This window comes from Allobosea sp. P2_A10 (assembly GCF_056405115.1).
The window spans coordinates 164,280-190,193 of the sequence record NZ_JBFUCS010000010.1 but is presented as its reverse complement, the minus strand read 5'-3'; the positions used below and the strand labels follow the sequence as shown (position 1 = coordinate 190,193).

Below are 25,914 nucleotides of genomic sequence, written 5' to 3'. Positions count from 1 at the left end.
GGCCGGTGACGATCGGAAAGCCCGGAATGTCGTAGATCGGCTTTTCCGGATAGAGCTCGGCGCATTGCCCGCCGACCTTGGGCAGGATGTCGACGAGGTGGGCGCGGATGTCGAGCAGCCCAAGCTCGAACACCGCAAACAACCCGCACGGACCAGCCCCAACGATCACGACGTCCGTTTCGATGATGGGCTCGTTCGTCATCGCCAATCCGCCTTCAGCGCCCGCCCGGCAGGCTCATCAGCCGCCGCAGCCTGTGCTCCAAACCTCATGCGAATTATTGTTAGTATACAAACAAAAATTGGCAAGCGGATTTTATGGGCGACCTGGGTTCAGTCGAGACGCGCCAGCAGCGCCAGCAGGCGCTCGGCCTCTTCGCGCGACAGCGGAGCCAGCGTCGCGGCGGTGATCGCCCTGGCCTTCTCGATCAGGCCGGGCACTGCGTCGTGGCCGGCGGCGCTGAGCCTGACGCGGACGCGGCGCTGGTCGTCTGGATCGGGCAGGCGCTCGACCAGTCCGCGCTCCTCCAGCCGCGCGATGACGCCCTTGATGGTGGCGGGGTCCATCGCGGTCATCCGCCCGAGCAGATTCTGCGAAATCTCTTCGCCGGCGCTGAGTTTCGACATGGCGGCGAACTGGGTTGGGGTCGGGCCGTCATCGCCCATGATGCGCTGGAAGATCGCGATATGGCGCTGCTGCGCCCGGCGCATCAGGAAGCCGATCTGTTCGTCGAGAACATAGGCCGCCGCCACCGAGGCCGCCGCGCCCGGCGCCTTGCGCTGGCGCGCCGGCCTGGTGACGATGTCGCCTGCGCTGTCGTCGCTGCTCATCCCTGGTCTCCGGCGCTCGTCGTCGCAAGGCGCTTGCGCCATGCCGCGCAACTCTGGTCACATCGCGACTTGCCAGCCGCCAAAACGCTGTTCATGATTGTTATTACACATTCAATCCTCGCCTGTCTCGCCAAGCGGGCCGCGACGGGGATCGAAGCAACGATATCAGGCGGAGGACGAGATGGCTCATGACCCCGTGGCAGGCCCGGCCAAGGGCAAGCTCGTCGTCCGCAATCTCGGCCTCGTGCTCTCGGGCGATCTCAACCAGCCGATTCTCGATGCCGACACGATCATCGCCGTCGATGGCCGGATCAGCGCCATCGGCCGGGCCAAGGACCTCGATTGCGAGCGCGCCGACAGCATCATCGACGCGATGGGCTCACCCGTGGCGCCAGGCCTGATCGACAGTCATTGCCATCCGGTCTTCGGCGACTGGACGCCGCGGCAGGGGCAGATGGGCTGGATCGATTCCTGCGTGAATGGCGGCGTCACCACCTTCGTCTCCGCGGGCGAGGTGCATCTGCCCGGTCGCCCGAAGGACCCGATCGGGGTCAAGGCGCTGGCGATCACCGCGCAGCGCACCTTCGCGAATTTCCGACCGACCGGAGCCAAGATCCATGCCGGCGCTCCGATCGCCGAGACCAGCATGGTCGAGGAGGACTATGCCGAGATGGCGCGCGCCGGCGTCAAGATGATCGGTGAGATCGGGCTCGGCACCGTCAATACCGGCCCCGAGGCGAAGAAGCATGTCGACTGGGCCCGCAAATACGGGTTGGAGACGATCATCCACACCGGCGGCCCCTCGATCGCGGGTTCCAGCCTGATCGACGAGGACGTCGTGCTGGAAGCGCAGCCCGACGTGGTCAGCCACATCAATGGCGGCCACACCTCGATTCGCTTTTCCGGTATCTGCCGGCTCTGCGAGCAGGCGAGGGGCGCGATCGAGATCGTCCACAACGGCAATGAGCGCGCGGCGCTGGAGGCGGTGAAGACCGCGACCGAGCTCAACCTGACCTACAAGGTCATCCTCGGCACCGACGCGCCGGCGGGTTCCGGCGTCCAGCCACTCGGCATCCTCAGGATGATCGCCTTCCTGTCGAGCCTCGGCGGCGTGCCGCCCGAAGTCGCCTTCTGCATGGCGACCGGCAACACCGCCCGCGTGCGAAAGCTCGATGCCGGCTTCATCGCGGTGGGCATGCCGGCCGATCTCGTTTTTCTCGACAAGCCGCAGCATTCGGCCGGCGCGCATCTGCTCGACGCTGTCCAGCTCGGCGATATCCCCGGCATCGGCATGGTGGTGATCGACGGCATCATCCGGACCGGCCGCTCGCGCAATACGCCGCCATCGCACACCGCGCCCGTCATCGTCGGGGATTGATCGATCATGGGTTCGCACATGAAACTCTCCGTCATCCCGGACGAAGCGAAGCGGAGATCCGGGATCCATCGTAGGGCACGACAGCGCTCGATGATGGATCCCGGATCGGCGCCGCTGCGCGGCTTGTCCGGGATGACCTGGTATTTCTTTGCCTTGTCCGGAGAGCGGGGAAAGCACCGGCTATGACAGATCTGATCGAGATTCGCCGGGTCCAGACCTCGGTCGAGGAGATATTCCACGAGTTCGGCCCGTTGCCGGGGCGCACCGAGCGCATCGCCTGCGTCTGCGCGGTGCTGACCAACCCCTATGCCGGGCGCTACGAGCCCGACATCCTGCCGATGATGGAAGCCCTGAAAGGCGCCGGCCTCGACATGGCGACGCGCTGCCTGAAGGCGCTCGGCGGTGATCCCAAAACCGTCGAGGGCTATGGCAAGGGCGCGATCGTCGGCTCGGCCGGAGAACTGGAGCACGGCGCGCTCTGGCATGTGCCGGGCGGTTACGCCATGCGCGAAATCCTTGGGAACGCCAAGGCGATCGTGCCCTCGACCAAGAAGGTCGCGGGTCCGGGCGCGCGGATCGACATCCCGGTGACGCATATTAACGCCGCCTATGTCCGCAGCCATTTCGGCGCGGTCGAGATCGGTATCCCGGGCTCGCCCCAGGCCGACGAACTCGTCTTCGTGCTGGTGATGACGACCGGCGCGCGCATCCATGAGCGGGTCGGCGGGCTGAAAGCCAGCGAGATCAGTGTCTGGGACGGTCAGCGGTGATGGGCTGCCCGCTTTCAGGATCGAGCGCGGGGAACCCTCTCCCGGAGGGAGAGGGCAGGGTGAGGGGTCGGACGTTCTCCGCAAGGAGCGAGACCTCACCGCAGCACCGTTTACGTCGGCGCCCCACTCTCCGAACGTCCGTCACCTCGCCCCTGCCCCTCTCCTTGCAGGAGAGGGGTTCCCCGCGCCCGTCTTCCTGACGCCGGAGCCCCCAATGCCCGCCAACATCCGCAAGATCCTGACGCAAGTCGACGAAACCCTTCTGGAATCCGGCAAGGCTGTCGCTCCGCCGACGCGCCGGGCGGTCGCCGTCGCGGTCATCGCCAACCCTTTTGCCGGGCGCTATCAGGAGGACCTTTCCGAACTCACCGAGATCGGCGTCGAACTCGGCGATCTGCTGACCAGGCGCTGCCTGGCTGCGCTCGGCATCGGGCCGGAGCAGGCCGAGAGCTTCGGCAAGGCCGCGATCGTCGGCGAGGCCGGCGAACTCGAGCACGCCGCCGCGATTCTGCATCCCAAGATGGGCACGCCGGTGCGCGCCGCGCTCGGCAAGGGGCCGGCACTGATCCCCTCGGCCAAGAAGCGCGGCGGGCTGGGGACGCCGATCGACGTGCCACTCGGCCACAAGGACGCCGCCTTCGTGCGCTCGCATTTCGATGCGGTCGAGGTACGCGTGACGGATGCTCCCCGGGCCGGCGAAATCCTGGTCGCAATCGCGATTACGGATTCGGGCCGGCCGCTGCCGCGAATCGGCGGGCTGACCAAGGATCAGATCAAGGGCGAGGACGGGCTGCGCTGAGGGCGAGGCGGCCGATCACGCCGCCTTGTCCTTCATTCCGCCATCGGTCATCCGATACCAGGCGATGATCGCCGAGACATAAAGCTCGTTCAGCGCGTGCAGCGGCAGTGGCGTGATCGGCACGACCGGGAAGGGCAGGCGGCCCTTGTCACCGGTCGAGATGTAGTCGGCCATCGCCTTGCCCATCGCGCTCTGCAGCCCGACGCCGCGGCCCATGCAGCCGATATCGACCAGCAGTCCGGGCTCCGGCTCGTGCAGATGCGGCAGGAAATCGCGCGTCAGCGCGACCCGGCCGCACCAGCGATAATCGAAGCCGAGCCCCTTGGCCTGCGGGAACAGCTTGCCGATGACGCGTTCGAGATGGGCCCAGTCGGAGACATCCCTAGGCTCGCGGAAGGGCCCGCGCCCGCCCATCAGCAGCCGGTTCTGATGGTCCTTGCGGAAATAGAGCAGCAATTGGCGCGTGTCGGAGGTGACCTGGCCTTCGGGCAGGATCGTCCCGGCGAGATTGTCGGAGAGCGGCTCGGTCGCAACGATGAAGGAGTTCGGCCGGATCACGGTCTGGCGCAGTTTTGGGATCAGGTCGCCAGTATAGCCGTTGGTCGCGACAACGACGCGCGGCGCGGTGACGCTTGCGCCCTGCGCGGTGCGAATGGTCCAGTGCTCGCCTTCGCGCTTGAGCGAAACGACTTTGCTGCCGCCATGGATCGTTGCCCCCGCCGCAAGCGCGGCCTTGGCCAGCCCGCGCGCATAGGCGAGCGGCTGCACCGCGCCGGCGCGCCGGTCGATCCAGCCGGCGAGATAGCGATCCGTGCCGAGCAGGCGCGCGACGCCATCGCTGTCGAGATAATCGGCATCGACGCCGCGAGCGCGCCATTCGCCGGCGCGGCGCTTCACCGTCTCGACCATCGCCGGCGTGTGCGCTCCCTGAATCCAACCGGCGCGCGCGTGCGGCACGTCCATGCCGTGTCTGTCGATCAGTTCGAAGACGAGGTCCGCGGTCGAGCCGACAAAACGCGCCAGCGCCTCTCCAGCGACAGCGCCGAATTTCGCGATGATCTCGCTCGGATCGTATTTGATGCCGGGGATGACCTGACCGCCATTGCGGCCGGAGCCGCCCCAGCCGGGCTCATGCGCTTCCAGCACGACGACGGAGACTCCGGCCTCGGCGAGGTGCAGCGCGGTGGAAAGGCCGGCATAGCCTGCGCCGATCACGCAGACATCGGCTGTCGTGTCAGACGCCAATGGCGGCGTCGGCGCGGCGGCAGGAGCGGTCGCATGCCAGAGCGACGGGGCAAGCGGAAACGGTTCAGCCATGGCGGCCTCCTTCAGATCGGACGAAGCACGCGCCGCAAGAAGTCCTGGGTGCGCGGGTGAGCCGGCGCGCCCAGCACCTCGCGGGCCGAGCCTTGTTCGACGATGACCCCGCCATCGAGGAAGAGCACCCGGTCGGCGACCTCGCGGGCGAAACCCATCTCATGGGTGACGACGAGCATGGTCATGCCGTCCTCGGCCAGGCTTTTCATGACGGCCAGAACCTCGCCGACGAGCTCGGGGTCGAGCGCCGAGGTCGGCTCGTCGAACAGGATCGCCTTGGGCTGCATGGCGAGCGCACGCGCGATCGCGACACGCTGCATCTGTCCGCCCGAGAGCTGGCCGGGATAGGCGTCGACCTTGTCGCCGAGACCGACGCGGGCGAGGAGGTCGCGGCCGCGCTCGCGCGCCTGCGCCGCCGGCTCCCTCTTCACATAGATCGGCCCTTCGACCACGTTCTCCAGCGCGGTGCGATGCGGGAACAGGTTGAAGCGCTGGAACACCATCGCCATCGCCGTGCGGATGCCGACGATGGAGGGCTTGTCGCGGTCGACGCGCGCGCCGTCGATGGTGACCGCGCCGCCATCATAGGATTCGAGACCGTTGATGCAGCGCAGGATGGTCGATTTGCCCGAGCCCGAGGGGCCGATCAGGCAGACGACCTCGCCCTTGTCGACGCTGGCCGTGATGCCCTTCAGCACTTGGTTCGTGCCGAAGCTCTTGGTGACGCCGGCGATCTCGATCATGGCGCGGGTCATCGTTTCGCCCGTCATCGCCTGGCTTCCTTGCCGAAGCGTCGTTCGAGCCAGCTGACGAACCCCATCAGAGGCAGGCACATCGCGAGGTAGAGCAGGGCGACGAGCGAATAGACCGTCATGTTCTTGAAGGTCGAAGAGGCGATCAGCGTGCCCTGCAGGGTCAGCTCCGCGACCGTGATCGTCGAAGCCTGCGAGGAATCCTTCAGCATCATCACCATGATGTTGCCGTAGGGCGGCAAGACGATGCGGACGGCCTGCGGCAGGATCACCCGGCGCATCGTCAGGCCCCAGCCCATGCCGATCGACTGCGCCGCCTCGACCTGGCCATGGTCGATCGCCTCGATGCCGGCGCGGAAATTCTCGGATTGATAGGCCGAATAGGCGATGCCGAGGCCGATGATCGCCGCCTGCAGCGCCGACAGCGCGATGCCGAATTCGGGCAGCACGAAGTAGATGTAGAACAACTGCACCAGGATCGGGATGCCACGCAGCGTGTTGACCACGACCTTGGCGATCGTCGAAAGCCACCAGATGCCGGAGACCCGCATCAGCGCCCAGCCGATGCCGAGCACGGTCGAGAGCGCGAGCGAGCCCGCGGTCACGATCAGCGTGAACTTCAGCCCCTGAAACAGGAGCGGCAGGAACTGGGCTGCGTCGCGCAGGAAGGTCTGCATGATGTCCTGGCGGAGAGGTCGAAGAGGTAGGCGTTTCTCTCAGCCCCCATCCTGAGGAGCAGGCGAAGCCTTGCGTCTCGAAGGATGCTCTAGCGGGCTCCGGAACCATCTGGAGCATCCTTCGAGACGGCCGCCGAAGCGGCCTCCTCAGGATGAGGGCTGAGGGATTCGATTCAGCGCGGGCAGGGCGCTCAGACAAGGCCCCACTTCGCCAGAATCTTGTCGACCGTGCCGTCGGCCTTGAGCTTGGCGAGGCCCGCGTTGATCTTCTTCAGCAATTCGCCGTCGCTCTTGCGCACGCCGATGCCGACCGAGCCGGAGATCACCGGCTTGTAGGACTTGACGATGCGGACCTTCGGAAACTGCCCCTGCGAGAGATTGTAGCCGATGATCGGCAGGTCGAAGATGGCGGCCTGGACGCGGCCGGCGTTCACGTCGGCGAGGATGTCGGGCAGCGTCTTGTAGAGCTTGACCTCGGCGAACAGGTTCGATTTCTGCAGCACGTCGACATAGGCCGTGCCGATCTGAACGCCGATGGTCATGCCCTTCATGTCGTCGAAGCCGACATAGTCCTTGGTGTCGGTCGCCGGGACGATCAAACCCTCGCCATAGGTGTAGATCGGGTCGGAGAAGTCGATCACCTCCTTGCGGACCGGGGTGATGTACATCGCGGCCGCGACGATATCGACCTTGCTGCCGGTCAGCGACGGGATCAGCGTCGAGAACTGCATGCCCTCGACCTCGACCTTGAAGTCGGACGACGCCGCGATCGCCTTGATCAGGTCGACCATCACGCCCTCGATCGTGTTGGTCTTGGTGTCGAGGAAGGTGAAGGGGCTGCCCGTCGGGGTCGAGCCGACCTTGAGCACGGCCTGCGCCCTGGCCGGAAGGATTCCGGCAGGCAGGATTCCGGCGGCCATGGCGCTGCCGGCCAGCATGGACAGGAAGGTCCGACGTTCCATCGCGATATCCCCTCGCTTTACGGGCCGCATCGATGCGCGGCCAACCATGATTTTCATGTACGTGAAGATACCAGCATAGGACGAACTTGCCGGCAAGAGATTTCATGTGCATGAAATAGCAGCGACACATGGAGTCCGCATGAGCACGCCCGCCGCCGGCAAATCCGCGCCCCAGGCCGATCAGGACATCGGGGCAGGCCTGCGCAGTCTGAGGCGGGCGCGCAAGCTGTCGCTGATCGACATGGCGGCACGCACCAATCTTTCGATCGGCTTCCTCAGTCAGATCGAGCGCGGCAAGTCATCGCCGACCTTGCGTGCGCTGGCCGGCATGGCCGATGCGCTCGGCGTCGGGCTCGGCGATCTGTTTCCCGCGAGCGGCCCGGCCGGCGAGCATACCGCGACGATCGTGCGCGGCGCGGCCCGCAGCGAATTGCAGCTCTGGCGCTCGGGCATCCGCAAGCAGTTGCTGACGCCGCAGACCGAAGGCTCCCGGCTCAATGTCTACATCGTCGAGATGGAACCCGGCGCCGACACAGGCGGGGAACTCTACACCCATAAGGGCGAGGAGGCCGGGCTGGTGATGAGCGGCGCGATGCAGCTCGTCATCGAGAGCGAGAGCTGGACCCTGCAGGAGGGCGACAGCTTCCGCTTCCTCTCGTCGCGTCCCCACCGCTTCGCCAATGCGGCGGAGGGGGAGACGCGGGTTTTGTGGGTGAACGCGCTTTAGCGCCTCAGCCGCCGAGCGACATCTTCAACGGCGGCTTGACCTCGGCCGGAAGCGGCGAGGTGTAGCCCTCCTTGCCGAGGCGCTTCTTGTGGTCGGCCTTGGCGGCGGCCATCAGCGCGGGATCGGACAGCACGGCCGCGCCCGCTGCCGCCATCGCCTTGGCGACATGGACCATCGCCTTGTGGGCGGCCGGCTGCTTGCCCTGCGAGACGACCTGCCAGGTATGGAAGGGCGTGCCCATCGCGACGGTGGGCGCATGAGCCTGCACGGTCGGCACGGCCCAGCTGACATCGCCGACATCGGTCGAGCCGATCGCCGGATTGCGCTTCGCGTCGAGCGGCACGGTGAAATCGGCGAGCGGCGCGCCGGTGTCCTCCATGCCGATGGTGCGCCACATCGAGGCGATCTCCTGCGGCGAGAGCGTCTTGCGGATCTCTTCGGCGAAAGCCTTGTCCTGATCGTCGAAATGCGGCGGGCCGAGGTCCTCCATGATGCCCTGCAGGGCCTGCTCCAGCGGCGGGTTGGCGAGCAGGTCGGAGACAGCGCTGACGATGCGCATCTCCATCTTGGTCTCGGTCATCAACGCAGCGCCCTCGGCAATCTTCTTCACGCGCTGGACGAGTTCGAGCATGCCGCGCAGGTCGCGGGCGCGGATCGAATAGCGCACGCGGGCATGGGCCTGGACCACGTTGGGCGCGATGCCGCCGGTGTCGAGCAGGGCGTAATGGACGCGCGCATCGCTGGGCATGTGCTCGCGCATGTAGTTGACGCCGACACTCATCAGTTCGACGGCGTCGAGCGCGCTGCGCCCGAGATGCGGGCTCGCGGCGGCATGGGCGGCGCGGCCGGTGAAGATGAAATCGGCCCGCGTGTTGGCAAGCGCCAGCGGCGGCGCGACCTCCCAGAAGCTCGAGGGATGCCAGGTGATCGCGACATCGGCGTCGTCGAACGCGCCGGCGCGAACCATGAAGGCCTTCGCCGCGCCGCCTTCCTCCGCCGGGCAGCCATAATAGCGCACGCGGCCGGGGATCTTGTTTTCGGCGAGCCAGTTCTTCATCGCGGTCGCGGCGAGCAAAGCGGCCGAGCCGAGCAGATTGTGGCCGCAGCCATGGCCGTGCCCGCCGGTCTCGATTTCGCTGTGGCTGGCGACGCCGGCCTCCTGCGAAAGGCCGGGCAGGGCATCGTACTCGCCCAGGAACGCGATGACCGGGCCGCCTTCGCCGGCTTCGCCGATCACGGCAGTCGGGATGTCGGCGACGTTCTCGGTGATGCGGAAGCCCTGATGCTTCAGCTCCGCGACATGCTCCGCGACCGAGCGCGCTTCAGTATAGCAGACCTCGGGCATGCCCCAGACCCGGTCGCTGAGCTCGATGAGGCGCTGCTTGCTGGCGTCGACATGTCGCCAGAGGTCGTTTCGGTTGTCCATCGTCTGATCCGCCTTGATGAGGTCGCGTCATATGAGCCGGGCGCGGCGCTTCCGTCCAGTTGCCGGAAGCATGGCYGATGCCAGCCGTGGCAAGGTCATGGCGTGGGCGCGAGTTGTTGTCTTGGACGCACTTGTCCAGATTTTCAGCCCTTATCCTGAGGAGCGGCCTTCAGGCCGCGTCTCGAAGGATGCTCCAGATTGTTCCGGTGCCTTCTGGACCATCCTTCGAGACGCCGCTTCGCGGCTCCTCAGGATGAGGGCTGAGGGTATGGGTTCGCGTCATGGATGCTTGTGGATCGGGTCGACCCAATAGACCGATTCCGGCGCCTCGACCGGGTCGACGTCGGTGATGTTGACCACGACCGCCTCGTTGTCGGAACGCACCAGCACGCATTCGAGCGGCTCGGTCGGGCTCGCATTGATCTCCTGATGCGGCACATAGGGCGGCACGTAGATGAAGTCGCCGGGACCGGCCTCGGCGACGAATTCGAGCCGCTCGCCCCAGCGCATCCGCGCCTTGCCGCGCACGACGTAGATCACGCTTTCGAGCGCGCCGTGATGGTGCACGCCGGTCTTGGCGTCGGGCTGGATCGCGACCGTGCCGGCCCAGATCTTCTGCGCGCCGACGCGGGCATGGTTGATCGCGGCCTGCCGGAACATGCCCGGCGTCTGCGCGGTGTTGGGATCGAGCTTGTCGCCGGTGACGACGCGCACGCCGTCATGCTTCCATCGGGGTTCGTGATCGTGGTCGTGGGTGTGGGGATGATCGTGCTCGTGGTCGACCATGTCGCGCTCAGCCCTTCTTTGCCGGGCCGGTCGCGATCGGGCGGTCGCTCGAACCCCATTCGGTCCAGGAGCCGTCATAGAGCGAACGCGCGGGCTTGCCGATCGTCTCCAGCGCAGCGGACAGGATCGCGGCCGTGACGCCCGAACCGCAGCTCGTGAGCAGCGGCTTGTCGAGATCGACCCCGGCATCCTCGAAGGCGGCGGTGATCGCGGCTGCGTCCTTCAGCCGGCCGTCCTGCATCAACGACGTCGCCGGGACGTTGAGCGCGCCGACCATATGGCCGGAGCGGACGCCGGCGCGCGGCTCGGGCGCCTCGCCGCGAAAGCGATCGCCGGGGCGGGCGTCGACCACCTGAACCGATCCGCCCGCAAGCGCGCGCTGCACGTCGTCGGCGTCGGCGACGGCAGAATGGTCGAGCCTTGCAGTGAAGGTCCGGGCGGCGCGGGCGCGCGGCGGGCCCTCCTCGACGGCGCGGCCTTCCGCCTGCCATTTCGGGAAGCCGCCTTCGAGGATGACGACGTCGCTCGCCCCGAACGTCCTGAAGGTCCAGCGCACGCGCGGGGCCGAAAACAGGCCGATCCCGTCATAGACGACGATGCGCATGCCGTCGCCGATCCCCATCGCGCCGACGGCCGCGGCAAAAGCCTCCGGCCGCGGCAGCATGTGCGGCAGGTCCGATTTCGTATCCTTGACCGCATCGATGTCGAAATGCAGCGCGCCGGGAATGCGGCGCTGGGCGTATTCGGCATGCGGATCGCGGCCATGGGCGGGCAGGTACCAGGAGCCGTCGACCACCACGACATCGGGCGCGTTCAGGCGCTCGGCCAGCCAGTCGGTGGAGACGAAGACGTTTTCGCGGGACATGCTTGGCGTTTCCTTGGCAGGTGAAGCCGCTCTGCCGCGGCTCTCTGTTCGTGTTCAGGCGCGTTGCGGTTCAGGCGAGCGAGATGCGGACGCGCCGGTTCTGCTTGCCTTTTTTCTCGATATCCGTAACCGCGACAAGGCCGATTTCGGATGTGTTGCGGACATGGGTGCCGCCGCAGGGCTGGAGGTCGATGTCGCCGATCGCGACCAGCCGTACCCGTCCCGAGCCGCGCGGCGGCTTCACCGACATCGTCTTGACCAGGCCGGGATTGGCGTCGAGTTCCTCGTCGGTGATCCAGCTTTCGGTCACGGCGGCGTGCCGGGCGATCAGGGCGTTGAGATCGTGGTTGATCTGCGCCTTGTCGAGCCCGCCCTCGGGAATGTCGAAGTCGAGCCTGCCGTCGCCATCGCCGATCGAGCCGCCAGTGACGGGGTAGGACAGCACGACGCTGAGCAGATGCAGTGCGGTGTGGATGCGCATTCGCTTGAGGCGCTTGTCCCAGTCGAGCGCGACGGTGACGGCTTCGCCGGGCTGCGGCGTCGGTTGGCCTTCGAGCGGCACATGCAGGATGCGGCTCTTGTCTTCGGGGTCGTAGATCGCCGTGCCGATCGCGATCTCGCTGCCATCGGCGCGGAGGAGCTTGCCGCTGTCGCCGGGTTGGCCGCCGCCCGTGGCGTAAAGCACCGTACGGTCGAGGACGATGCCGCCGCGCTCGTTGACGGCTTCGACCGTCGCCTCGGTTTCGGTCAGATAGGCATCGTCGCGGAACAGCAGCTGCGTCGGCATCGTCGGCTCGTCTCTCGCGTGATCAGGCATGCCGGCATCCTGGCCGGGGGCGGGAGATTGCACGGATTGCGTTCGCCTGACCACAGCCGGGTTGGCGCAGCGGCCATGAGCCCGCCATGCTCGCGCTGCAGGCTTGTCGTGCACGCGTACTCTCGCAAAATTGATCCAGCCCCGGATTCGCTGCGTAGATGTCTGGTGACGCCAATGGTCGGGCCTGTGCCTGTCCAGATGACGAGGATGATGTCCGTTGACGCTGCATCAGCTTGAGACGCCGCCCGCGCGACCCATCGACACACTTCTCGCCGGCTATGCCTCCGGCGGGTTGAATGCGCCCCTGCATGCGCTCGTCGGCTCGCATCTGGCGCTTTCTCCCGAGAACCGAGCCTTCGTGGCGGCGCTGGAGGATCTGGCGGGTCATGCACTCACCAGGGTCGCGCCGGAGCCGGTCGCGGATCGCAAGCGCATGCTGGACGCTATTCTGGGGCGGGATGGCGCTGCGGAGACGCAAGGCTTTGCCGAGCCTGCCCTCGACCCTGTTTTTCCACAACCTTTGCAGCGTCTTGTCGGGCGAAGCTCGCGCGAGATCGCCTGGCGCTTCAAGCTGCCGGGCATCAAGGAGTACCGCGTCAGCGAGACCGATTCGGGCGAGGCGGTGCTGTACTGGGTCAAGGCCGGGCGGCGGCTGCCGCAGCATACCCATGAGGGCGACGAAGCAACACTGCTGCTGAAAGGCGGCTTTACCGATCTGCTCGGGCATTATCGTCGCGGCGATATCGCTATCGGCGACGCCGAGCTCGACCATACGCCGATCGCGGACAAGGACGAGGATTGCATCTGCTTTGCCGTCACCGATGCGCCGTTGCAGCTGACCGGGCCGGTGATGCGCCTGCTGCGCAAGGTTTTTCGCCACTAGGCTTTTGGCCACCGGCCGCTGCGACCGTGTTCTTCCGTCGAGCGGGCCACGGCCCTAGATAGGGTCCATCGCGATCCTTCGCCGAGCGCCCCGGAGCATTCATGTCATTACCGCGTATGCAGCCTCGGGACGGCGTCGCCTGGGTCACGGGCGCGAGTTCGGGCATCGGCGAGGCGGTCGCGCTCGAACTCGCCACGCGGGGCTGGACCGTGGCGATCACGGCGCGCCGGCTCGACCAGCTCGAGGACATAGCCCGCCGCGCCGAGGGGTTGCCAGGCCGCATCGTCGCCCATGCCGGCGACGTCACCGACATCGCCTCGATGCAAGCGGTGGTGGACGCGATCGAAAGCGTGCACGGGCCGATCGCGCTCGCCTTCCTCAATGCGGGCATCGCGCCCTATGTGCGGGCCGGCGCGCTCGACATCGAGGCCTTCGAGCAGGCGTTCGCGGTGAACACGCTGGGCGCGGCCAAGGGCGTCGCGGCGGTGCTGGAGCGCATGAAAACGCGCCGGCGTGGCCAGATCGCAGTCAACGCCTCGGTGGCGGGTTATGGCGGCCTGCCGAAGGCTGCGGCCTATGGCGCGTCGAAGGCTGCCGCGATCCATATGTGCGAGGCGCTGAAATTCGACTGCGACGTGCTCGGCATCCGGCTGCAGGTGGTCAATCCCGGCTTCGTCGACACGCCGCTGACCGCGAAGAACGATTTTCCGATGCCGTTCCTGATGCCGATGGCAGAGGCGGCGAAGCGCGTCGTCGACGGCTTCGAGCGCGGCGGTTTCGAGATCACCTTCCCGCGCAAGCTGTCCTGGCTGATCAAGCTGGTGAACCTGCTGCCGTATCCGGTCTATTTCTGGATCGTGGCCAAGGCGACAGGCTGGGACAAGCGGACCGATCAAGGATGAGTGACTCCGGCAGATCGCACTCGACTCGTATGATCGAAAGCGGGCAGGCTTCGCCGTCAGCCGCCTGAGCCATGGTGTGCGGGATCACAAAGGCGCTGGAAACGCGCCGCAAATGGGGAAGAAACATGCGTGCATCGTTCGTCTATGCCGGGATCGCGGCCACGTTTTTCGCCGGCGGGCTGATCGCCGGCCAGATCATCCCTTCGGCGACGGCCCAGGGTGCGCCGCCGGTGCTCCCGACGCAGATCGTCAACCTGATCGCGATGACGGATGAGCAGATCGGCCCGCTGGTTCCCAACACCGACCTGCGCACGCGGCTTCTCGGCGCGACGGAACACGGCACCATCGCCGTCCAGAGCGGCAACGTCTTCAAGCACTATCATGCCGACGCCAACGAGGTTCAGTACATCATCGACGGATCCGGCTCGTTCTGGCTCGGCGACAAGGAAGTCCAGATCAAGCCCGGCGACCTGATCATGATCCCCAAGGGCACGGTCCATGCCGGCTCCAAGGCCGCGACCGGGCGCTACAAGGCGATCGCCTTCAAGATGCCGCCGCAGCGGTCCGACGACACCAAGCGCGTCGACTGAGACGTAGACGCAGCGCGCGGCGGCATCAGCCTCCGCGCGTCGCGATCGCCGTCTCGACCTCGGCCATCGCCACCCGGTCGAGCGGGAAATTCCAGACCAGCGCGATCGCGCCGAGCTTGAGTAGGCTCGGCAGCCCGGCATAGAGCAGGCCGAGCATGGCAAGCCCGCCGGCCGTCCTGACGCCGGCGGCCGGGTCGAAGCCGGCCGCGCCGAGCAGCGGGAAGGCGAGGCCGACCGCGCCCGCAAAGGCAAGCTTCGTCGCCAGCGCCCAAAGCCCGAGATAGAGCCCGGCCCGCTCCGCGCCGGTTTTGGCCGTGTCGATGTCGATGACATCGGCCTGGATCGAGGCCGGCAGCACCACATCGGCGCCCAGCGCCAGCCCCGTCAGCACGCAGACGACGCCGAAGGCGAAGACGTCGCCCTCGCGCAGGAAGATCGCGCCGGCGAAGGACAATACGGCCAGGCCCATGCCCCAGGCCCAGGCGCGGTGTTTCGAGGTGCGGCCCGCAAGCCAGAGCCAGAAGGGCACGCCGAGCACGCCGCAGAGGAAATACAGCACCAGCAGCGGGCCGGCCGCATCCCGGTTGCCGAGACGTTCCGCGACGAAGAACAGGAACAGCGTCGCCGGCAACCCGTTGGCGAAGCTGTTGATGAAGAAGGCCGCGAGCAGGCGGCGGAACGGCCTGTTGCCGACGATGCCGGCGAGGCCGTCGCGCCAGAGCAGGGCGCTGCGCGAGCGCTCGACGGGCTCGGGCGTCTTCCAGACCGCGACGAGCGCGGCCACGGGCAAGCCGGCCGCTATCAGGATGGCCAGCGCCAGCAGACCCTCGCGCGCGCCGCCGCCGCGCTGCTGGATGATGGCGGGGATGACGAGCGCCAGCAGCGTGCCGATGACGGTCGCGCTTTCACGGAAGGCGGCGACGCGGGTGCGCCCGGCATAGCTGCGCGAGAGTTCCGCGCCCCAGGCGCCATAGGGCACCTGCGCCGAGGTCCAGGCGAGCGACAGAAGGCTTGCCCAGAGCAGCAGGTAGGCAGCGTCTGCGTTCGGGGGCGGAGCGAGCACGAACCAGGCCGAGAGCGCCACCAGCGGGGCCGATAGCGCGACCCAGAGCCGGCGTCGGCCGAAGCTGGGGCGATAGCGGTCGGCGAGCCAGCCGGCGAGCGGGTCGCTCACCGCATCGAGCAGGCGCACCAGCAGCAACACATAGCCGACCACCGCGATCGGCAGGCCAATGTCGCGGGCGTAGAACTCCGGCACCATGACGTAGAAGGGCAGGCTGAGCGCCGCCAGCGGCAAAGCCGGCAGCGCATAGGCCAGAAGCGTCGGCCAACGCGGCTCCGATCGCGACGCGCCGGTCACGCGATCGTTCTCCTCGCGAGGCCTTGCGTTCTCCTCACGAGGCCTTGGCGAACACCATCTGGCGCACGTCGATATTGCCGGTCCGGAAGCCCGCTTCGCAATAAGCGAGGTAGTATTCCCACATCCGGCGGAAGCGCTCGTCGAAACCCATCGGGATGAGCTGCGGCCAGGCGGCGCGGAAACGGTCGCGCCAGCTTGCCAGCGTGTTGGCGTAGTCGAGCCCGAAGATATGTTCATGCGTCAGCGGCACGCCGAACTTCTGGCCAAGGCCTTTCATGATCGAGGGCGTCGGCAGCATGCCGCCGGGGAAGATATAGGCGCGGATGAAGTCGAGTTCGCTGCGATAGACCTTGAAGCTCTCGTCTCGGATGGTGATGACCTGCAATCCAGCCGTTCCGCCAGGCTTCAGCCGGTCGTGCAACTGCTCGAAATAGGCCGGCCAAAAGGCCTCGCCGACCGCCTCGAACATCTCGATCGAAGCGATGCGGTCATAGGTGCCCTTCTCGTCGCGATAGTCCTGCAGCTTGAAGGTGACGCGATCCTGCAGGCCGGCCTTGGCGATGCGCGCTTGCGCGAAGTCGAACTGCTCCTGGCTGATCGTCAGCCCGGTGACCTTGCAACCGATCTCCCGGGCGGCGTATTCGGCGAAACCGCCCCAGCCGCAGCCGATCTCCAGCACATGGTCGCCGGGCTTGATGCCGGTCTGCTCGGCGAGCGCGCGGTATTTGCGGGTCTGGGCGGCGGCGAGATCGGTGTCTCCCGGCATGAAGATGCCCGAGGAATAGGTCATCGTCTTGTCGAGCCAGGCGCCGTAGAAATTATTGCCGAGGTCGTAATGGGCGTGGATGTTCTTGCGCGCCTGCGTCTTGGTGTTGCGGCGGCGGAAATGCTGGAACATCTGCCAGAGCCGCACGAGCGGCTTGCCGGCGAGCAGGGTCTGAATCACGGGATAATTCGCGGCGAAGAGTTCGAGGAACTTGGCGAGATCGGGCGTGTCCCATTCGCGGCGCAGATAGGCTTCCGCGAAGCCGAGATCGCCGCCGTCCGAAAGACGCGAAGCGAAACCGAAATCATGCACGTCGATCTGCGCATGCGGGCCGGGCTCCAGGCCCTGGAACAGCAGCACGCGGCCATCGGGCAGGGTCACGGTCAATTCGCCCCGGGTCAGACGCGCGGCGAGCTTGAGCGCCTGGCGGGTGGCGAAGGTCAACCCCTTGGTCACCTCGGCGACATTGTCGGCCGTGACGAGAAGGCTGGCGGAGCGGGTCGTGTCGGCGATCATGGCGTTCATTGGGGTTCTCATCGACTGTTCGCAGGGGTCAAGGGCCTGTGTTGCGTCCAGGCGGCGGGTCCGTCTTCGTCTTTCGGATAGCTTGTCGGGGCAGGCGGGGCAGGCCGGGTGCGCAGGCCCACGCCCTTGAGCCAAAGCTTGAGGGCCTCCCAGTTGATGCCGGCGACGACCTTCAGCGTCATGAAGGGCACGACCAGGCATTCGCGCAGCAGGCACGCGGTCGTCAGGTTCTCGCGCTTGCCGGTGAAGGTCGCCGCCAGGATCGGGCCCTGCGCATCGGTCTCGAGAATGCGCAGGCGCACCGCGTCGCCCGGCGGCAGCAGGCGAAAATGATAACGCAGCTTCATGTCGAGGAAGGGCGAGACGTAGAACAGCTTGTCGCGTTCCTGGCGCAGGCCGGCCCGTGTCAGTTCGCCTTCCGCGACAGGCGCGACATAGGAATGCATCTCGCCAAAGGTGTTGCGGACCTCGTAGACGACCGCCGCCAGCCCGCCATCGGCGCGGTAGCAGAAATAGACCGAGATCGGGTTGAAGACGAAGCCGAGGATGCGCGGATAGCACAGCAGAAGCACGCGCCCGCCAGCGAGATCGACGCCCGCAGGCGCAAGCAGTCCATCGACATAAGTCCGCAGCGGGGTCTTGCCGTCACCATGGTCACTCTCGCGGAACCCCGCCAGATTGAAGCGGCCGCCGACGCTGAACAGGCGGCTTGCGCGGCTGGCCACGTCCAGCCGGTCGAGATCGATCAACAGGTTGAAGACCCGGTAATTGAAGCGATGGGTCTTCGGCTTCATCCGCGCATGCATCACCATGCCCGGCACCAGCGACACGGCGCTCGCCGGGGGTGGGAACAGCATTGCAATGTCGCCTCCGGTCGTCATTCCGCGGCCTCGGCCATGTCGGGAGCGGCCGCGCGCCACGGCACCGTCGCGCCGAGTGCTTCAGCGGCGGTCAGGCCGGCCTTGAGCCCGTCCTCGTGGAAGCCATATCCGGTCCAGGAGCCGGCAAACCAGATTCTGTCCCGACCCTGGATGCCGGCGAGCTTCGCCTGAGCGGCGAGCGCGGCGCGGTCATATTGCGGGTGGCTGTAGTTGAAGCGGCCGAAGACCAGTTCTGGGCGCGGCGGCGTCTGCGGGTTCAGCGTGACGAAGACCGGCTTGTCCTTGTCGATGCCCTGCAGCGCGTTCATCCAGTAGGTCAGCGTCAGCTCCGCCTGTGGATCGTCATGGGCCAGCACGTTCCAGGCCGACCATGCCGCCTTGCGGCGCGGCATCAAGGCGGGGTCGCGGTGCAGCCAGACGTCATTGGGCCGGAAGGTGATATCGCCCAGCACAGAACGCTCCAGCGGCGAGGCGTCGACGAGCATCGCCAGCGCCTGGTCGGAATGCGCGGCGATGACGATCTGGTCGAAGCGTTCGCTGGTTCCAGTCGAGTCGGTCACGGTGACGCCGTTGGCGTCGCGGCGGATTTCGGTCACGGCGACGCCGAGCCTGACATGATCCCGGAAGGAGGCGGTCAGTTTCTCGACATAGACTTGGCTGCCGCCGGTGACGGTGCGCCAGCTCGGCCGGTCCCAGTGCAGCAGCCGATGGTTCTCGAAGAAGGCGATGAAGCTCGCGGCGGGGAAGCCCAGCAGTTTTGCCGGCGGCATCGACCAGATCGCCGCGCCCATCGGAGCGAGATAGTCGTCGCGGAAGGTCGTCGAATAGCGGCCCTTGGCGAGATACTCGCCGATGGTCATGCCGCCGAGGCGGTTGGCGTGATGGTCGGCGACGGCCTCGCGGTTGAAGCGGAACATCTCTCCCAGCATCCTGTAATGCGACAGCGAGACGATGTTTCGGCGGCTGGCGAAGAGCCCGTCGAACATGGCGTCGGTTCGCCCCGCCCATTCCTTGCGCCCGCCCTTGGCCGAGACCGAAAAGCCCATATCCGACCCTTGCGTGGGCACACCGAGATGCCGGAACAACGCGACCAGATTGGGATAGTTCAGCTCGTTGTAGACGATGAACCCGGTGTCGACCGGGATCGTGACGCCATCGTAGTCGATCGCGACGGTCGCCGAGTGGCCGCCGAGACGGGCGTCCTTCTCGTAGACGACGATCTGGTGAGACGAGCCGGTCGCCAGCGCCCAGGCCGCTGCGTTGCCGGCGATGCCGGAACCGATAACTGCGATACGCATGCGAGGGGAGGCCCTTCGGGTTTCTGGTCTCCCATCTCTTACGTTTCGAAAATCAAACTGGTTTCAACGAGGCGAGCGCGGCAAGCGCGCGCTGCCGGCCGAAATCCAGTTCGACGAGAGGTTTTGGATAGCTCGTGCCGAGGTCGATCCCGGCATCGCGCAGTTCCGGGGCCGGAACCGACCAGGGCTCGTGGATCGCGTCGTTGTCGAGCCCCGCGAGTTCGGGCACCCAGCGGCGCACGTAAAGGCCGTCAGGATCGAACTTCTTGCCCTGCGTGACCGGATTGAAGATGCGGTAATAGGGCGCGGCGTCCGCGCCGGAGCCCGCCACCCACTGCCAGCTTGCGGCGTTGTTGGCCGGGTCGGCGTCGACCAGCGTGTCCCAGAACCAGCTTTCGCCCTCGCGCCAGTCGAGCAACAGGTGCTTGATCACGAAGGAGGCGACGATCATGCGCACGCGATTGTGCATCCAGCCGGTGGTCCAGAGTTCGCGCATGCCGGCGTCGACGATCGGATAGCCGGTCAGGCCGCGTTGCCAAGCGCGCAGGGCGCGGGCGTCGCCGCGCCACGGAAAATCGTCGAAGCGGCGGTTGTAGTTCCGCGTCGCCAGATCGGGATTGTAGAACAGCAGATGGTAGGCGAATTCGCGCCAGCCGACCTCGGAGAGAAATTTATCCGCATCGGCCTCGGTGCCCGCGGCCTCGCCCGATTGCACGGCAGCTTGGGTCGCATGCCAGATCTGGCGCGGACCGATTTCGCCGAAGCGCAGATGCGGCGAGAGCCTGGAGGTCGAGAGATAATCTGGCCGGTTGCGGCCCTCGCCATAGCCGTCGAGCACGCCGGTCAGGAAGTCGGCGAGACGCGTCTTCGCGCCGGCCTCGCCCGGCGTCCACTCCGCGCGCATGCCGCCGGCCCAGTCTGGCGTCGTCGGCTCGAGCGCGAGATCGGCGAGTGTACATGCGTGCGCCTTCAGCGAGGCCGGCAGCGGCAGGGCTGCGATGCGTTCAGGCGCTGGCTTGGGCGCGGCTGGCTCGCCTTTGGCCCGCGCCGCGCGCCAATAAGGCGTGAACACCTTCATCGGCTCGCCGACCTTGCTCGTGACCTGCCAGGGTTCGTTGAGAAGATGGGCGTTGAAGCTCTCGACCGTGACGCCGGCTGCCGCGAGCTCGATCTTCAGCGCCTTGTCGAGCGCGATCGTCGCCGCCTCGTAGCGCCGGTTCCAGGTCAGGAATGTGATGCCGGCCGCAGCCGCGATCTTCGGCAGGAGTTCTGCGGGATCGCCGCGCATGAACACCAGTTGCCCGCCGCGCGCCGCGATATCTGCCGACAGGGCGTCAAGCGAGCGCGACAGCCACCATTTAGCTGCGCCGCCGAGCGGCCGACGACCTTCGCCCTCGTCGAGAATGTAAAGGCACAGCGTAGGCCCATGACTAAAAGCGGCCGCAAGCGCGGGATTGTCGGCAAGCCGGAGATCGTCGCGGAACCAGTGCAGGGCCTTGGCTGTCATCGCGTCTAGCTAGGGCGCTGGCGCGCCGCTGGCCAGCGCCCGGCCTGCGCGAATCTAGCGCTTGCCTGGTTTCATCGCGCGGTCTGGCAGGGCGTCGATGGCGGCATCCGCCTTGTGGTCGCGGCCGGTGACGCCTTCCTGGAGGACGCGCGTTGCGGCGTCCGCCTTCTTTTTCGGCGACGTCGGGATCGCCTTTGTCGCGCTGGTCGCGCTGAGCCCGATCGAATCGGGCTTCTTGCCAGCGTTGCGTGCGGTGGCGGCGAAGGTGGCGAGCGCTTCGGGCTGGCTCTTGCTCTTGCTCGATGTCGGCATGGCGTTCTCCCCGGTTTTGTCGTCCTCGGGATTGAACACGCAGGGTCTGGTGAAGTTCCGGCGGCGCGGCTGTCACACCGCGCGATTCTCCTGCGTGTTTTCGGCGTCGGGCGTTCGCGCCGACAGCGTCACAGCCTTCGTCCACGCCAGGCCGTCGGGCGTGCTGATCTGGAGCTGTTCGTCACGCTATGGCGGCGAGGCCGACCGCTTCACCTGCCGGTCGCGACACGCCGGAATCGATCGAAGCGCCAGCAAAAAGGGCCGGGGTGATCGCCACCCAGGCCCTTGAAATATGTGGCTCCCGGAGCAGGATTCGAACCTGCGACCAATCGATTAACAGTCGATTGCTCTACCGCTGAGCTATCCGGGATCGGTGGCCGCGTATAGCGACGCGTCTTGGCCGGCGCAAGCCCTTTGCGGCGGTGGATGCAACGGGATGCGTCTCGGCGCTGGTCGTGGCCACGGTCGTCGCGGCAGGTGCTTGCAGCGGCTGCCGCATGTGGCTATACGCCCCGCAGAGCAGATCACGCCAGCGTGACATGCCGGATGGCCTCGTGGCGGAGTGGTTACGCAGAGGACTGCAAATCCTTGCACCCCGGTTCGATTCCGGGCGAGGCCTCCAAATTCTTCCAAGCTTGAAAATATCCCGGTCCCGCCAGCGGATGCGTCGCTGGCGATACCGCGCGGCGTCATAGCGCTCGCGTGTCGTCTTGCCTTTTGGCGCAGCCTCGAACAAAAGCTGTCGCATGGTCGGGCCGCGTGGTCCGGCTGCGGCCGTGGCACGTCTTTCGCGTCAGGCCGTGCCGGTCGCCAGCGGCCGGCCTCGTTTCGCAGACGGAGATTTCGGGACATGGACAGTTTCGCCGCGCTGCGCCGCATGATGGTCGATTGCCAACTGCGAACCTACGACATCACCGATCGCGTCGTTCTGGCGGCGGCCGAAAGCGTGCCGCGCGAGGCGTTCCTGCCGGCTGCGCTCTCGCATCTTGCCTATCTCGACCAGTCGGTTCCGCTGCCCGGCACCGGCCGATCGCTGATGACGCCGATGGTGCTGGCCCGGATGATCCAGAATCTGGCCGTCCAGTCAGGCGAGAGCGCGCTCGAATATGGCGGCGGCAGCGGCTACGGCGCGGCTCTTCTGGCGCAGATGGGCGCGGTGACGACGCTGTGGGAACCCGAATCGGAGGCGCTTGCGCTGGCTGATTCGGCGCTGAAACAGACCGAATCGGGTGTGGTGACGGTGACCGGCACGCGTCCGGAGGACGATATGTTCGATGTGGTGCTTGTTTCCGGCGCCTGCGAGCGGGCGCCCGACGAACTGTTCGGGCTGCTGCGTCAAGGCGGCCGTTTGATCGCGATCGAGGGCGTTGGCCGGTCGGGGCGCGTCAAACTCTATCAGAAATCGGGTTTGAACGTCTCCGGGCGGCCCGTTTTCGATGCGGCGGGCCCGGTTCTGGCCGAATTCCGGAAAGTTCCCGCCTTCGTTTTTTGAAGATCGGGTGTCGCATTTTTGCGGCAGTGCGATCGGGAAACCGGCTAGGGCGATTGCGCAGCGTTGGCGCAATGCCTTTGTACGGGTATGACAGAATTCGAATTTATGCCGAGGCTGGGGCGATGCCTGGGCGTGACAACAGTCCGCACATGAGGCGTCCGGTGACACGACGGAAGTTCGACGGCAAAATTGCGACCTTCGGCCTCTCGGCCGCTCTCGCAGGGCTATTGGTGTATGGTCAGCCGACCGCAGCCAGCGCCCAGACGATGGAGGCCGCGCTCGGGCGCGCCTACACCTCAAACCCAACCTTGAACGCGCAGCGGGCTTCGGTTCGCGTCACCAACGAAAACGTGCCGCAGGCGCTTTCGGGCTACCGGCCGAAGATCACGGCGTCGGCCGATATCGGCGCCAGCATCTCCGACGCCAGCGTGCCCGGCGGCCGCGGATCGACCTCGCGGCTTGGCCCGCGCGGGGCCGGCGTCCAGATCGACCAGAACATCTTCGACAGCGGCAAGACGCGCGGCGCAGTGAGCCAGGCCGAGTCGCAGGTACTGGGCGCGCGTGCGACGCTGCGCAACGCCGAGCAGAATGTCCTGCTCGACGCCGCGACGTCCTACATGAACGTGCTGCGCGACACGGCGATCCTCAACCTGAACCGCAACAACGTCGAGGTTCTGGAAGAGCAGCTCCGCCAGACGCGCGACCGCTTCCAGGTCGGCGAGGTGACGCGCACCGACGTGGCCCAGGCCGAAGCGCGCCTGTCGTCGTCGCAGTCGCAGGCGATCCTGGCCGAGTCGAACCTCAAGACCTCGATCGCGCGCTATCGCCAGAATGTCGGCGCCGAGCCGGCCAAGCTCGCTCCCGGCAAGCCGGTCGAGAATCTGCTGCCGAAATCGCTGCCGGCCGCCGTCAGCGCCGCGCTCTCGGGGCATCCGGCGATCATCGCCTCGCTGCATGGCGTCGATGCGGCGGAATTGCAGGTCAAGGTGACCGAAGCTGACCTTTATCCCGTCTTCGGCGTGCGAGGCCTGGTGCAGCAGCGCTATGATTCCACCGTCTTCGGCGACAACCGCACCAGCGCCAGCGTAGTCGGCACGCTCACGGTGCCGATCTATGAAGGCGGCCAGGTTTATTCGCGCACGCGGCAGGCGAAGGAAACGGCTGGCCAACGCCGGATCGAAGTCGATACGCAGCGCGACACCGTGCGCGCCGCCGTCGTCTCGGCCTGGGGCAGCCTTGAGGCGTCAAAGGCGCAGATCATCGCCGCCCAGGCGCAGGTCCAGGCTGCCGAGACCGCGCTTTCTGGCGTCCGCGAGGAGGCCAAGGTCGGCCAGCGCACGACGCTCGACGTGCTGAACGCGCAGCAGGAACTCGTCAGCGCGCGCTCGACGCTGGTGACTGCCCAACGCGACCGGGTGGTGGCGTCCTATGCGGTTCTGTCGGCGGTCGGCCGGCTTTCGGCGGAAACGCTCAAGATCAAGACGGACATCTACGACGCGCGCCGCCATTACGATCAGGTCAAGGGCCTGCTCTGGGGCACACAGACGCCCGACGGCCGCTGACGCGCTTCTCGTCATAACGCAGCAACATGCCCCAGGGCTCGGTTTCGAGCCCTGGGGTTTCCGTTTGCGGCGACATTCCCGCCACAGCCGGCATTTCTCCTGTGGGCGGACGGCAAGCCGCCTTGTGCGGACTCTGCCGCATGAAATACTTGACTGTGGAGCGGCGTTGATTCGAGCGGCGCGCCTGGTGTCGAGTGGTCCGGACCCAAGATGAGCGCGCAAGCCAAGCCCAGCGAACCGTCTATGGAGGAAATTCTTGCCTCCATCCGTCGGATCATTTCGGATGACGAGGTCAAGCCCGCCGAAGCCGAGGCTGCGGCCGCTCCGGCGCAGGACGACGACCTGAAGGCTTTGCTGGCGGGCGCCGCCTCGGCCACCAACCCGGAAGCACCGAACCCCGACGATGACGTGCTGGATCTTGGCGCCGAGGCCAGTCTCCTCGCAGCGCCCGAGCCGGGGATAGAGGTCGCACCGCTACCCGATGACGGCGACATCGATTTTCTGGATCATGTCGAACCGTCCGCGATGCCAGAGCCGCCTGCCGCGATTCCTGTCGTCGAACCCGAGCCGCCGGTCCAGGCCTATATTCCGCCGCCGATGCCTCAGCCCGTGCCGCAGATGGCGAGCGCACCCGCCTTCGACATGGCGCAGTTGCTGTCCGATCAGGCCAGTTCTTCGGTCACCAGCGCCTTCGGGCAACTGGCCCACACCGTGCTGAGCAACAATGCCCGCACGCTGGAGGATCTGGTCAAGGATATGCTCAAGCCAATGCTGAAGAGCTGGCTCGACGATAACCTGCCGACCATGGTCGAGCGTCTTGTCCGTGCCGAGATCGAGCGCGTCGCTCGCGGCGGCCGCAGCTGAGATCAGGGACGACGGGCCCGCGCCGGTCAAGGCGCGAGCCCGAGTTGAGCCTGTCAGCCGCGCGCTGGGCGACGCCTTGCGGCAGGCGCAGGCTGCGCCCGCTCGAAAGCGCCTTCATCCCGCAATTTCTTGTAGGCGAGGCCGGCGAGGGCCAGAACGGCCGTCGGCGCGCCCAGTCGCGAGACCAGCATCGCGATGCCGACCGCGACCGGGCGGGAATAGCGACCTGACGCCGCCTCGGTGGCAAACCATGCGCCGAGCGCGTGAACGAGAAGATTCATCGGTTTTTGTCCTGTCTGATGTGGCCTAGAGGGCGACTTTGCGGTTTTCGCCGAGATCGGGCTTGGCTCCGGTCAGCGCGGCCGCCGCCATCTTCACCGTGGTGACGATCTTGCCGGGGCTGTCCCAGAATTCGGCCATGCTCGGCTTGACGCGCAGGACACGGATATTGGGGTCGTCCTTGCCGTCCCAGAACGCCTTGTTGCTTGGGTCCCAGAGTTCGTCGACCTTGCCGCGGTCGTCCAGCACGTTCGCGGTGCCGGTTACCGAGACGTAACGCATGCCGCTATTGTCGGCGAAGGTGACGCAAACATTGTCGTTGATCGTGATCTCGTCGTCCTTGTGGTGACGGCGATCGGTCAGGAAGAAGATCGCCTCCTGTTCGCGCTGGGGATGAGCGTGCATCGGTCGGGCGCGCAACTCGTCGCCCTGGCCGTCATGGGTCACCAGCATCGCGAAGCCGATCTCGTCCATGAGCTTCCAGGCGCGGTCCTGATCGGTGTGATGGGTCATCGGAAATCTCCCTGGCTGTTGCTGCCTCAACCACCGGAGCGGGCAAGGGTTCCGCCGGGAGGCCGCTTCCGGCGTT

The 25,914-nt window shown here is 66.6% G+C and carries 29 protein-coding genes and 2 tRNA genes; 12 read left to right on the top strand and 19 right to left on the bottom strand.

Annotated features, from left to right (window positions below; genetic code table 11):
- Both AC1DZY_RS16160 and AC1DZY_RS16155 read right to left on the bottom strand, forming a co-directional pair.
- A partial coding sequence (locus AC1DZY_RS16160; protein ID WP_476821145.1) for an NAD(P)-binding protein occupies positions 1 to 202 on the bottom strand: 202 nt, incomplete at its 3' end.
- 128 nt (positions 203 to 330) lie between these two features.
- On the bottom strand, positions 331 to 828 hold the full coding sequence (locus tag AC1DZY_RS16155) for a MarR family winged helix-turn-helix transcriptional regulator (RefSeq protein ID WP_476821144.1): 498 nt from the start codon (positions 826 to 828) through the stop codon (positions 331 to 333).
- A gap of 181 nt (positions 829 to 1,009) precedes the next feature.
- Between AC1DZY_RS16155 and AC1DZY_RS16150 the strand changes: the two genes are divergently transcribed.
- From AC1DZY_RS16150 to AC1DZY_RS16140, 3 genes are all read left to right on the top strand, one after another.
- Complete coding sequence (locus AC1DZY_RS16150; protein ID WP_476821143.1) at positions 1,010 to 2,206, top strand: amidohydrolase family protein; 1,197 nt, start codon at positions 1,010 to 1,012, stop codon at positions 2,204 to 2,206.
- 182 nt (positions 2,207 to 2,388) lie between these two features.
- Positions 2,389 to 2,976 (top strand): amino acid synthesis family protein, encoded by a 588-nt coding sequence (locus AC1DZY_RS16145; protein ID WP_476821142.1) that lies wholly within the window; start codon positions 2,389 to 2,391, stop codon positions 2,974 to 2,976.
- A gap of 214 nt (positions 2,977 to 3,190) precedes the next feature.
- Positions 3,191 to 3,775, top strand: coding sequence for an amino acid synthesis family protein (locus tag AC1DZY_RS16140; RefSeq protein ID WP_476821141.1), 585 nt, complete (start codon positions 3,191 to 3,193; stop codon positions 3,773 to 3,775).
- Between the two features lie 15 nt (positions 3,776 to 3,790).
- On the opposite strand, the gene AC1DZY_RS16135 is transcribed toward AC1DZY_RS16140, so the two are convergent.
- From AC1DZY_RS16135 to AC1DZY_RS16120, 4 genes are all read right to left on the bottom strand, one after another.
- Positions 3,791 to 5,092 (bottom strand): NAD(P)/FAD-dependent oxidoreductase, encoded by a 1,302-nt coding sequence (locus tag AC1DZY_RS16135; protein ID WP_476821140.1) that lies wholly within the window; start codon positions 5,090 to 5,092, stop codon positions 3,791 to 3,793.
- Positions 5,093 to 5,103: 11 nt separating this feature from the next.
- The gene (locus AC1DZY_RS16130; RefSeq protein WP_476821155.1) at positions 5,104 to 5,835 is read right to left on the bottom strand and encodes an amino acid ABC transporter ATP-binding protein; all 732 of its coding nucleotides are present in this window, start codon (positions 5,833 to 5,835) and stop codon (positions 5,104 to 5,106) included.
- 23 nt (positions 5,836 to 5,858) lie between these two features.
- A complete protein-coding gene (locus AC1DZY_RS16125; protein ID WP_476821139.1) occupies positions 5,859 to 6,521 on the bottom strand; it encodes an amino acid ABC transporter permease in 663 nt (220 codons plus the stop codon).
- 191 nt (positions 6,522 to 6,712) lie between these two features.
- On the bottom strand, positions 6,713 to 7,459 hold the full coding sequence (locus tag AC1DZY_RS16120; protein WP_476821154.1) for an ABC transporter substrate-binding protein: 747 nt from the start codon (positions 7,457 to 7,459) through the stop codon (positions 6,713 to 6,715).
- Positions 7,460 to 7,622: 163 nt separating this feature from the next.
- Here AC1DZY_RS16120 and AC1DZY_RS16115 point away from each other — a divergent pair, with 163 nt between their 5' ends.
- Entirely contained in the window at positions 7,623 to 8,210 is a 588-nt protein-coding gene (locus tag AC1DZY_RS16115) for a helix-turn-helix domain-containing protein (protein ID WP_476821138.1), read from the top strand.
- Positions 8,211 to 8,214: 4 nt separating this feature from the next.
- Here the strand turns inward: AC1DZY_RS16115 and AC1DZY_RS16110 are convergent, their stop codons facing one another.
- The 4 genes from AC1DZY_RS16110 to AC1DZY_RS16095 form a co-directional block, all read right to left on the bottom strand.
- Positions 8,215 to 9,636 (bottom strand): M20 family metallopeptidase, encoded by a 1,422-nt coding sequence (locus AC1DZY_RS16110; RefSeq protein ID WP_476821137.1) that lies wholly within the window; start codon positions 9,634 to 9,636, stop codon positions 8,215 to 8,217.
- A gap of 279 nt (positions 9,637 to 9,915) precedes the next feature.
- Positions 9,916 to 10,422, bottom strand: a complete 507-nt coding sequence (locus tag AC1DZY_RS16105) for a cupin domain-containing protein (protein WP_476821136.1) — start codon at positions 10,420 to 10,422, stop codon at positions 9,916 to 9,918.
- A 7-nt stretch (positions 10,423 to 10,429) separates the two neighbouring features.
- Positions 10,430 to 11,287: a 3-mercaptopyruvate sulfurtransferase gene (gene sseA, locus AC1DZY_RS16100; RefSeq protein ID WP_476821135.1), complete on the bottom strand. Its 858-nt coding sequence runs from the start codon at positions 11,285 to 11,287 to the stop codon at positions 10,430 to 10,432.
- Positions 11,288 to 11,357: 70 nt separating this feature from the next.
- Positions 11,358 to 12,104, bottom strand: coding sequence for an alanyl-tRNA editing protein (locus tag AC1DZY_RS16095; protein ID WP_476821134.1), 747 nt, complete (start codon positions 12,102 to 12,104; stop codon positions 11,358 to 11,360).
- Between the two features lie 217 nt (positions 12,105 to 12,321).
- On the opposite strand from AC1DZY_RS16095, the gene AC1DZY_RS16090 reads away from it, so the two are divergent.
- The 3 genes from AC1DZY_RS16090 to AC1DZY_RS16080 all read left to right on the top strand — a co-directional run bounded on the left by AC1DZY_RS16090 (position 12,322) and on the right by AC1DZY_RS16080 (position 14,479).
- A complete protein-coding gene (locus AC1DZY_RS16090; protein WP_476821133.1) occupies positions 12,322 to 12,987 on the top strand; it encodes a ChrR family anti-sigma-E factor in 666 nt (221 codons plus the stop codon).
- A gap of 101 nt (positions 12,988 to 13,088) precedes the next feature.
- Positions 13,089 to 13,889: an SDR family NAD(P)-dependent oxidoreductase gene (locus tag AC1DZY_RS16085; RefSeq protein WP_476821132.1), complete on the top strand. Its 801-nt coding sequence runs from the start codon at positions 13,089 to 13,091 to the stop codon at positions 13,887 to 13,889.
- 125 nt (positions 13,890 to 14,014) lie between these two features.
- Complete coding sequence (locus AC1DZY_RS16080; protein ID WP_476821131.1) at positions 14,015 to 14,479, top strand: cupin domain-containing protein; 465 nt, start codon at positions 14,015 to 14,017, stop codon at positions 14,477 to 14,479.
- A gap of 25 nt (positions 14,480 to 14,504) precedes the next feature.
- Here the strand turns inward: AC1DZY_RS16080 and AC1DZY_RS16075 are convergent, their stop codons facing one another.
- Genes AC1DZY_RS16075 through AC1DZY_RS16050 form a run of 6 tightly spaced genes read right to left on the bottom strand, consistent with a single transcriptional unit; the run spans position 14,505 to position 21,128 of the window.
- Positions 14,505 to 15,839: an MFS transporter gene (locus AC1DZY_RS16075; RefSeq protein WP_476821130.1), complete on the bottom strand. Its 1,335-nt coding sequence runs from the start codon at positions 15,837 to 15,839 to the stop codon at positions 14,505 to 14,507.
- Between the two features lie 34 nt (positions 15,840 to 15,873).
- On the bottom strand, positions 15,874 to 17,130 hold the full coding sequence (locus AC1DZY_RS16070; protein ID WP_476821129.1) for a class I SAM-dependent methyltransferase: 1,257 nt from the start codon (positions 17,128 to 17,130) through the stop codon (positions 15,874 to 15,876).
- 8 nt (positions 17,131 to 17,138) lie between these two features.
- On the bottom strand, positions 17,139 to 17,987 hold the full coding sequence (locus tag AC1DZY_RS16065) for a DUF1365 domain-containing protein (RefSeq protein ID WP_476821128.1): 849 nt from the start codon (positions 17,985 to 17,987) through the stop codon (positions 17,139 to 17,141).
- Between the two features lie 20 nt (positions 17,988 to 18,007).
- The gene (locus tag AC1DZY_RS16060) at positions 18,008 to 19,309 is read right to left on the bottom strand and encodes an NAD(P)/FAD-dependent oxidoreductase (RefSeq protein ID WP_476821127.1); all 1,302 of its coding nucleotides are present in this window, start codon (positions 19,307 to 19,309) and stop codon (positions 18,008 to 18,010) included.
- A gap of 52 nt (positions 19,310 to 19,361) precedes the next feature.
- Positions 19,362 to 20,816 (bottom strand): cryptochrome/photolyase family protein, encoded by a 1,455-nt coding sequence (locus tag AC1DZY_RS16055; RefSeq protein WP_476821126.1) that lies wholly within the window; start codon positions 20,814 to 20,816, stop codon positions 19,362 to 19,364.
- Between the two features lie 54 nt (positions 20,817 to 20,870).
- Entirely contained in the window at positions 20,871 to 21,128 is a 258-nt protein-coding gene (locus AC1DZY_RS16050; RefSeq protein WP_476821125.1) for a hypothetical protein, read from the bottom strand.
- Here AC1DZY_RS16050 and AC1DZY_RS16045 point away from each other — a divergent pair.
- Positions 21,127 to 21,417, top strand: coding sequence for a hypothetical protein (locus tag AC1DZY_RS16045; protein ID WP_476821124.1), 291 nt, complete (start codon positions 21,127 to 21,129; stop codon positions 21,415 to 21,417). The genes AC1DZY_RS16050 and AC1DZY_RS16045 overlap by 2 nt on opposite strands.
- 6 nt (positions 21,418 to 21,423) lie before the next feature.
- On the opposite strand, the gene AC1DZY_RS16040 is transcribed toward AC1DZY_RS16045, so the two are convergent.
- Positions 21,424 to 21,498: transfer RNA gene (locus AC1DZY_RS16040), tRNA-Asn, on the bottom strand.
- A 178-nt stretch (positions 21,499 to 21,676) separates the two neighbouring features.
- On the opposite strand from AC1DZY_RS16040, the gene AC1DZY_RS16035 reads away from it, so the two are divergent.
- From AC1DZY_RS16035 to AC1DZY_RS16020, 4 genes are all read left to right on the top strand, one after another.
- Positions 21,677 to 21,750: transfer RNA gene (locus tag AC1DZY_RS16035), tRNA-Cys, on the top strand.
- A 228-nt stretch (positions 21,751 to 21,978) separates the two neighbouring features.
- Positions 21,979 to 22,620 (top strand): protein-L-isoaspartate O-methyltransferase family protein, encoded by a 642-nt coding sequence (locus tag AC1DZY_RS16030; protein ID WP_476821123.1) that lies wholly within the window; start codon positions 21,979 to 21,981, stop codon positions 22,618 to 22,620.
- A gap of 149 nt (positions 22,621 to 22,769) precedes the next feature.
- On the top strand, positions 22,770 to 24,182 hold the full coding sequence (locus tag AC1DZY_RS16025) for a TolC family outer membrane protein (protein WP_476821122.1): 1,413 nt from the start codon (positions 22,770 to 22,772) through the stop codon (positions 24,180 to 24,182).
- Positions 24,183 to 24,392: 210 nt separating this feature from the next.
- Positions 24,393 to 25,046, top strand: coding sequence for a PopZ family protein (locus AC1DZY_RS16020; protein ID WP_476821121.1), 654 nt, complete (start codon positions 24,393 to 24,395; stop codon positions 25,044 to 25,046).
- Positions 25,047 to 25,099: 53 nt separating this feature from the next.
- Here the strand turns inward: AC1DZY_RS16020 and AC1DZY_RS16015 are convergent, their stop codons facing one another.
- Positions 25,100 to 25,327, bottom strand: coding sequence for a hypothetical protein (locus tag AC1DZY_RS16015; protein ID WP_476821120.1), 228 nt, complete (start codon positions 25,325 to 25,327; stop codon positions 25,100 to 25,102).
- A 25-nt stretch (positions 25,328 to 25,352) separates the two neighbouring features.
- Positions 25,353 to 25,838, bottom strand: a complete 486-nt coding sequence (locus AC1DZY_RS16010; RefSeq protein WP_476821119.1) for a pyridoxamine 5'-phosphate oxidase family protein — start codon at positions 25,836 to 25,838, stop codon at positions 25,353 to 25,355.
- Between the last annotated feature and the right edge of the window lie 76 nt (positions 25,839 to 25,914).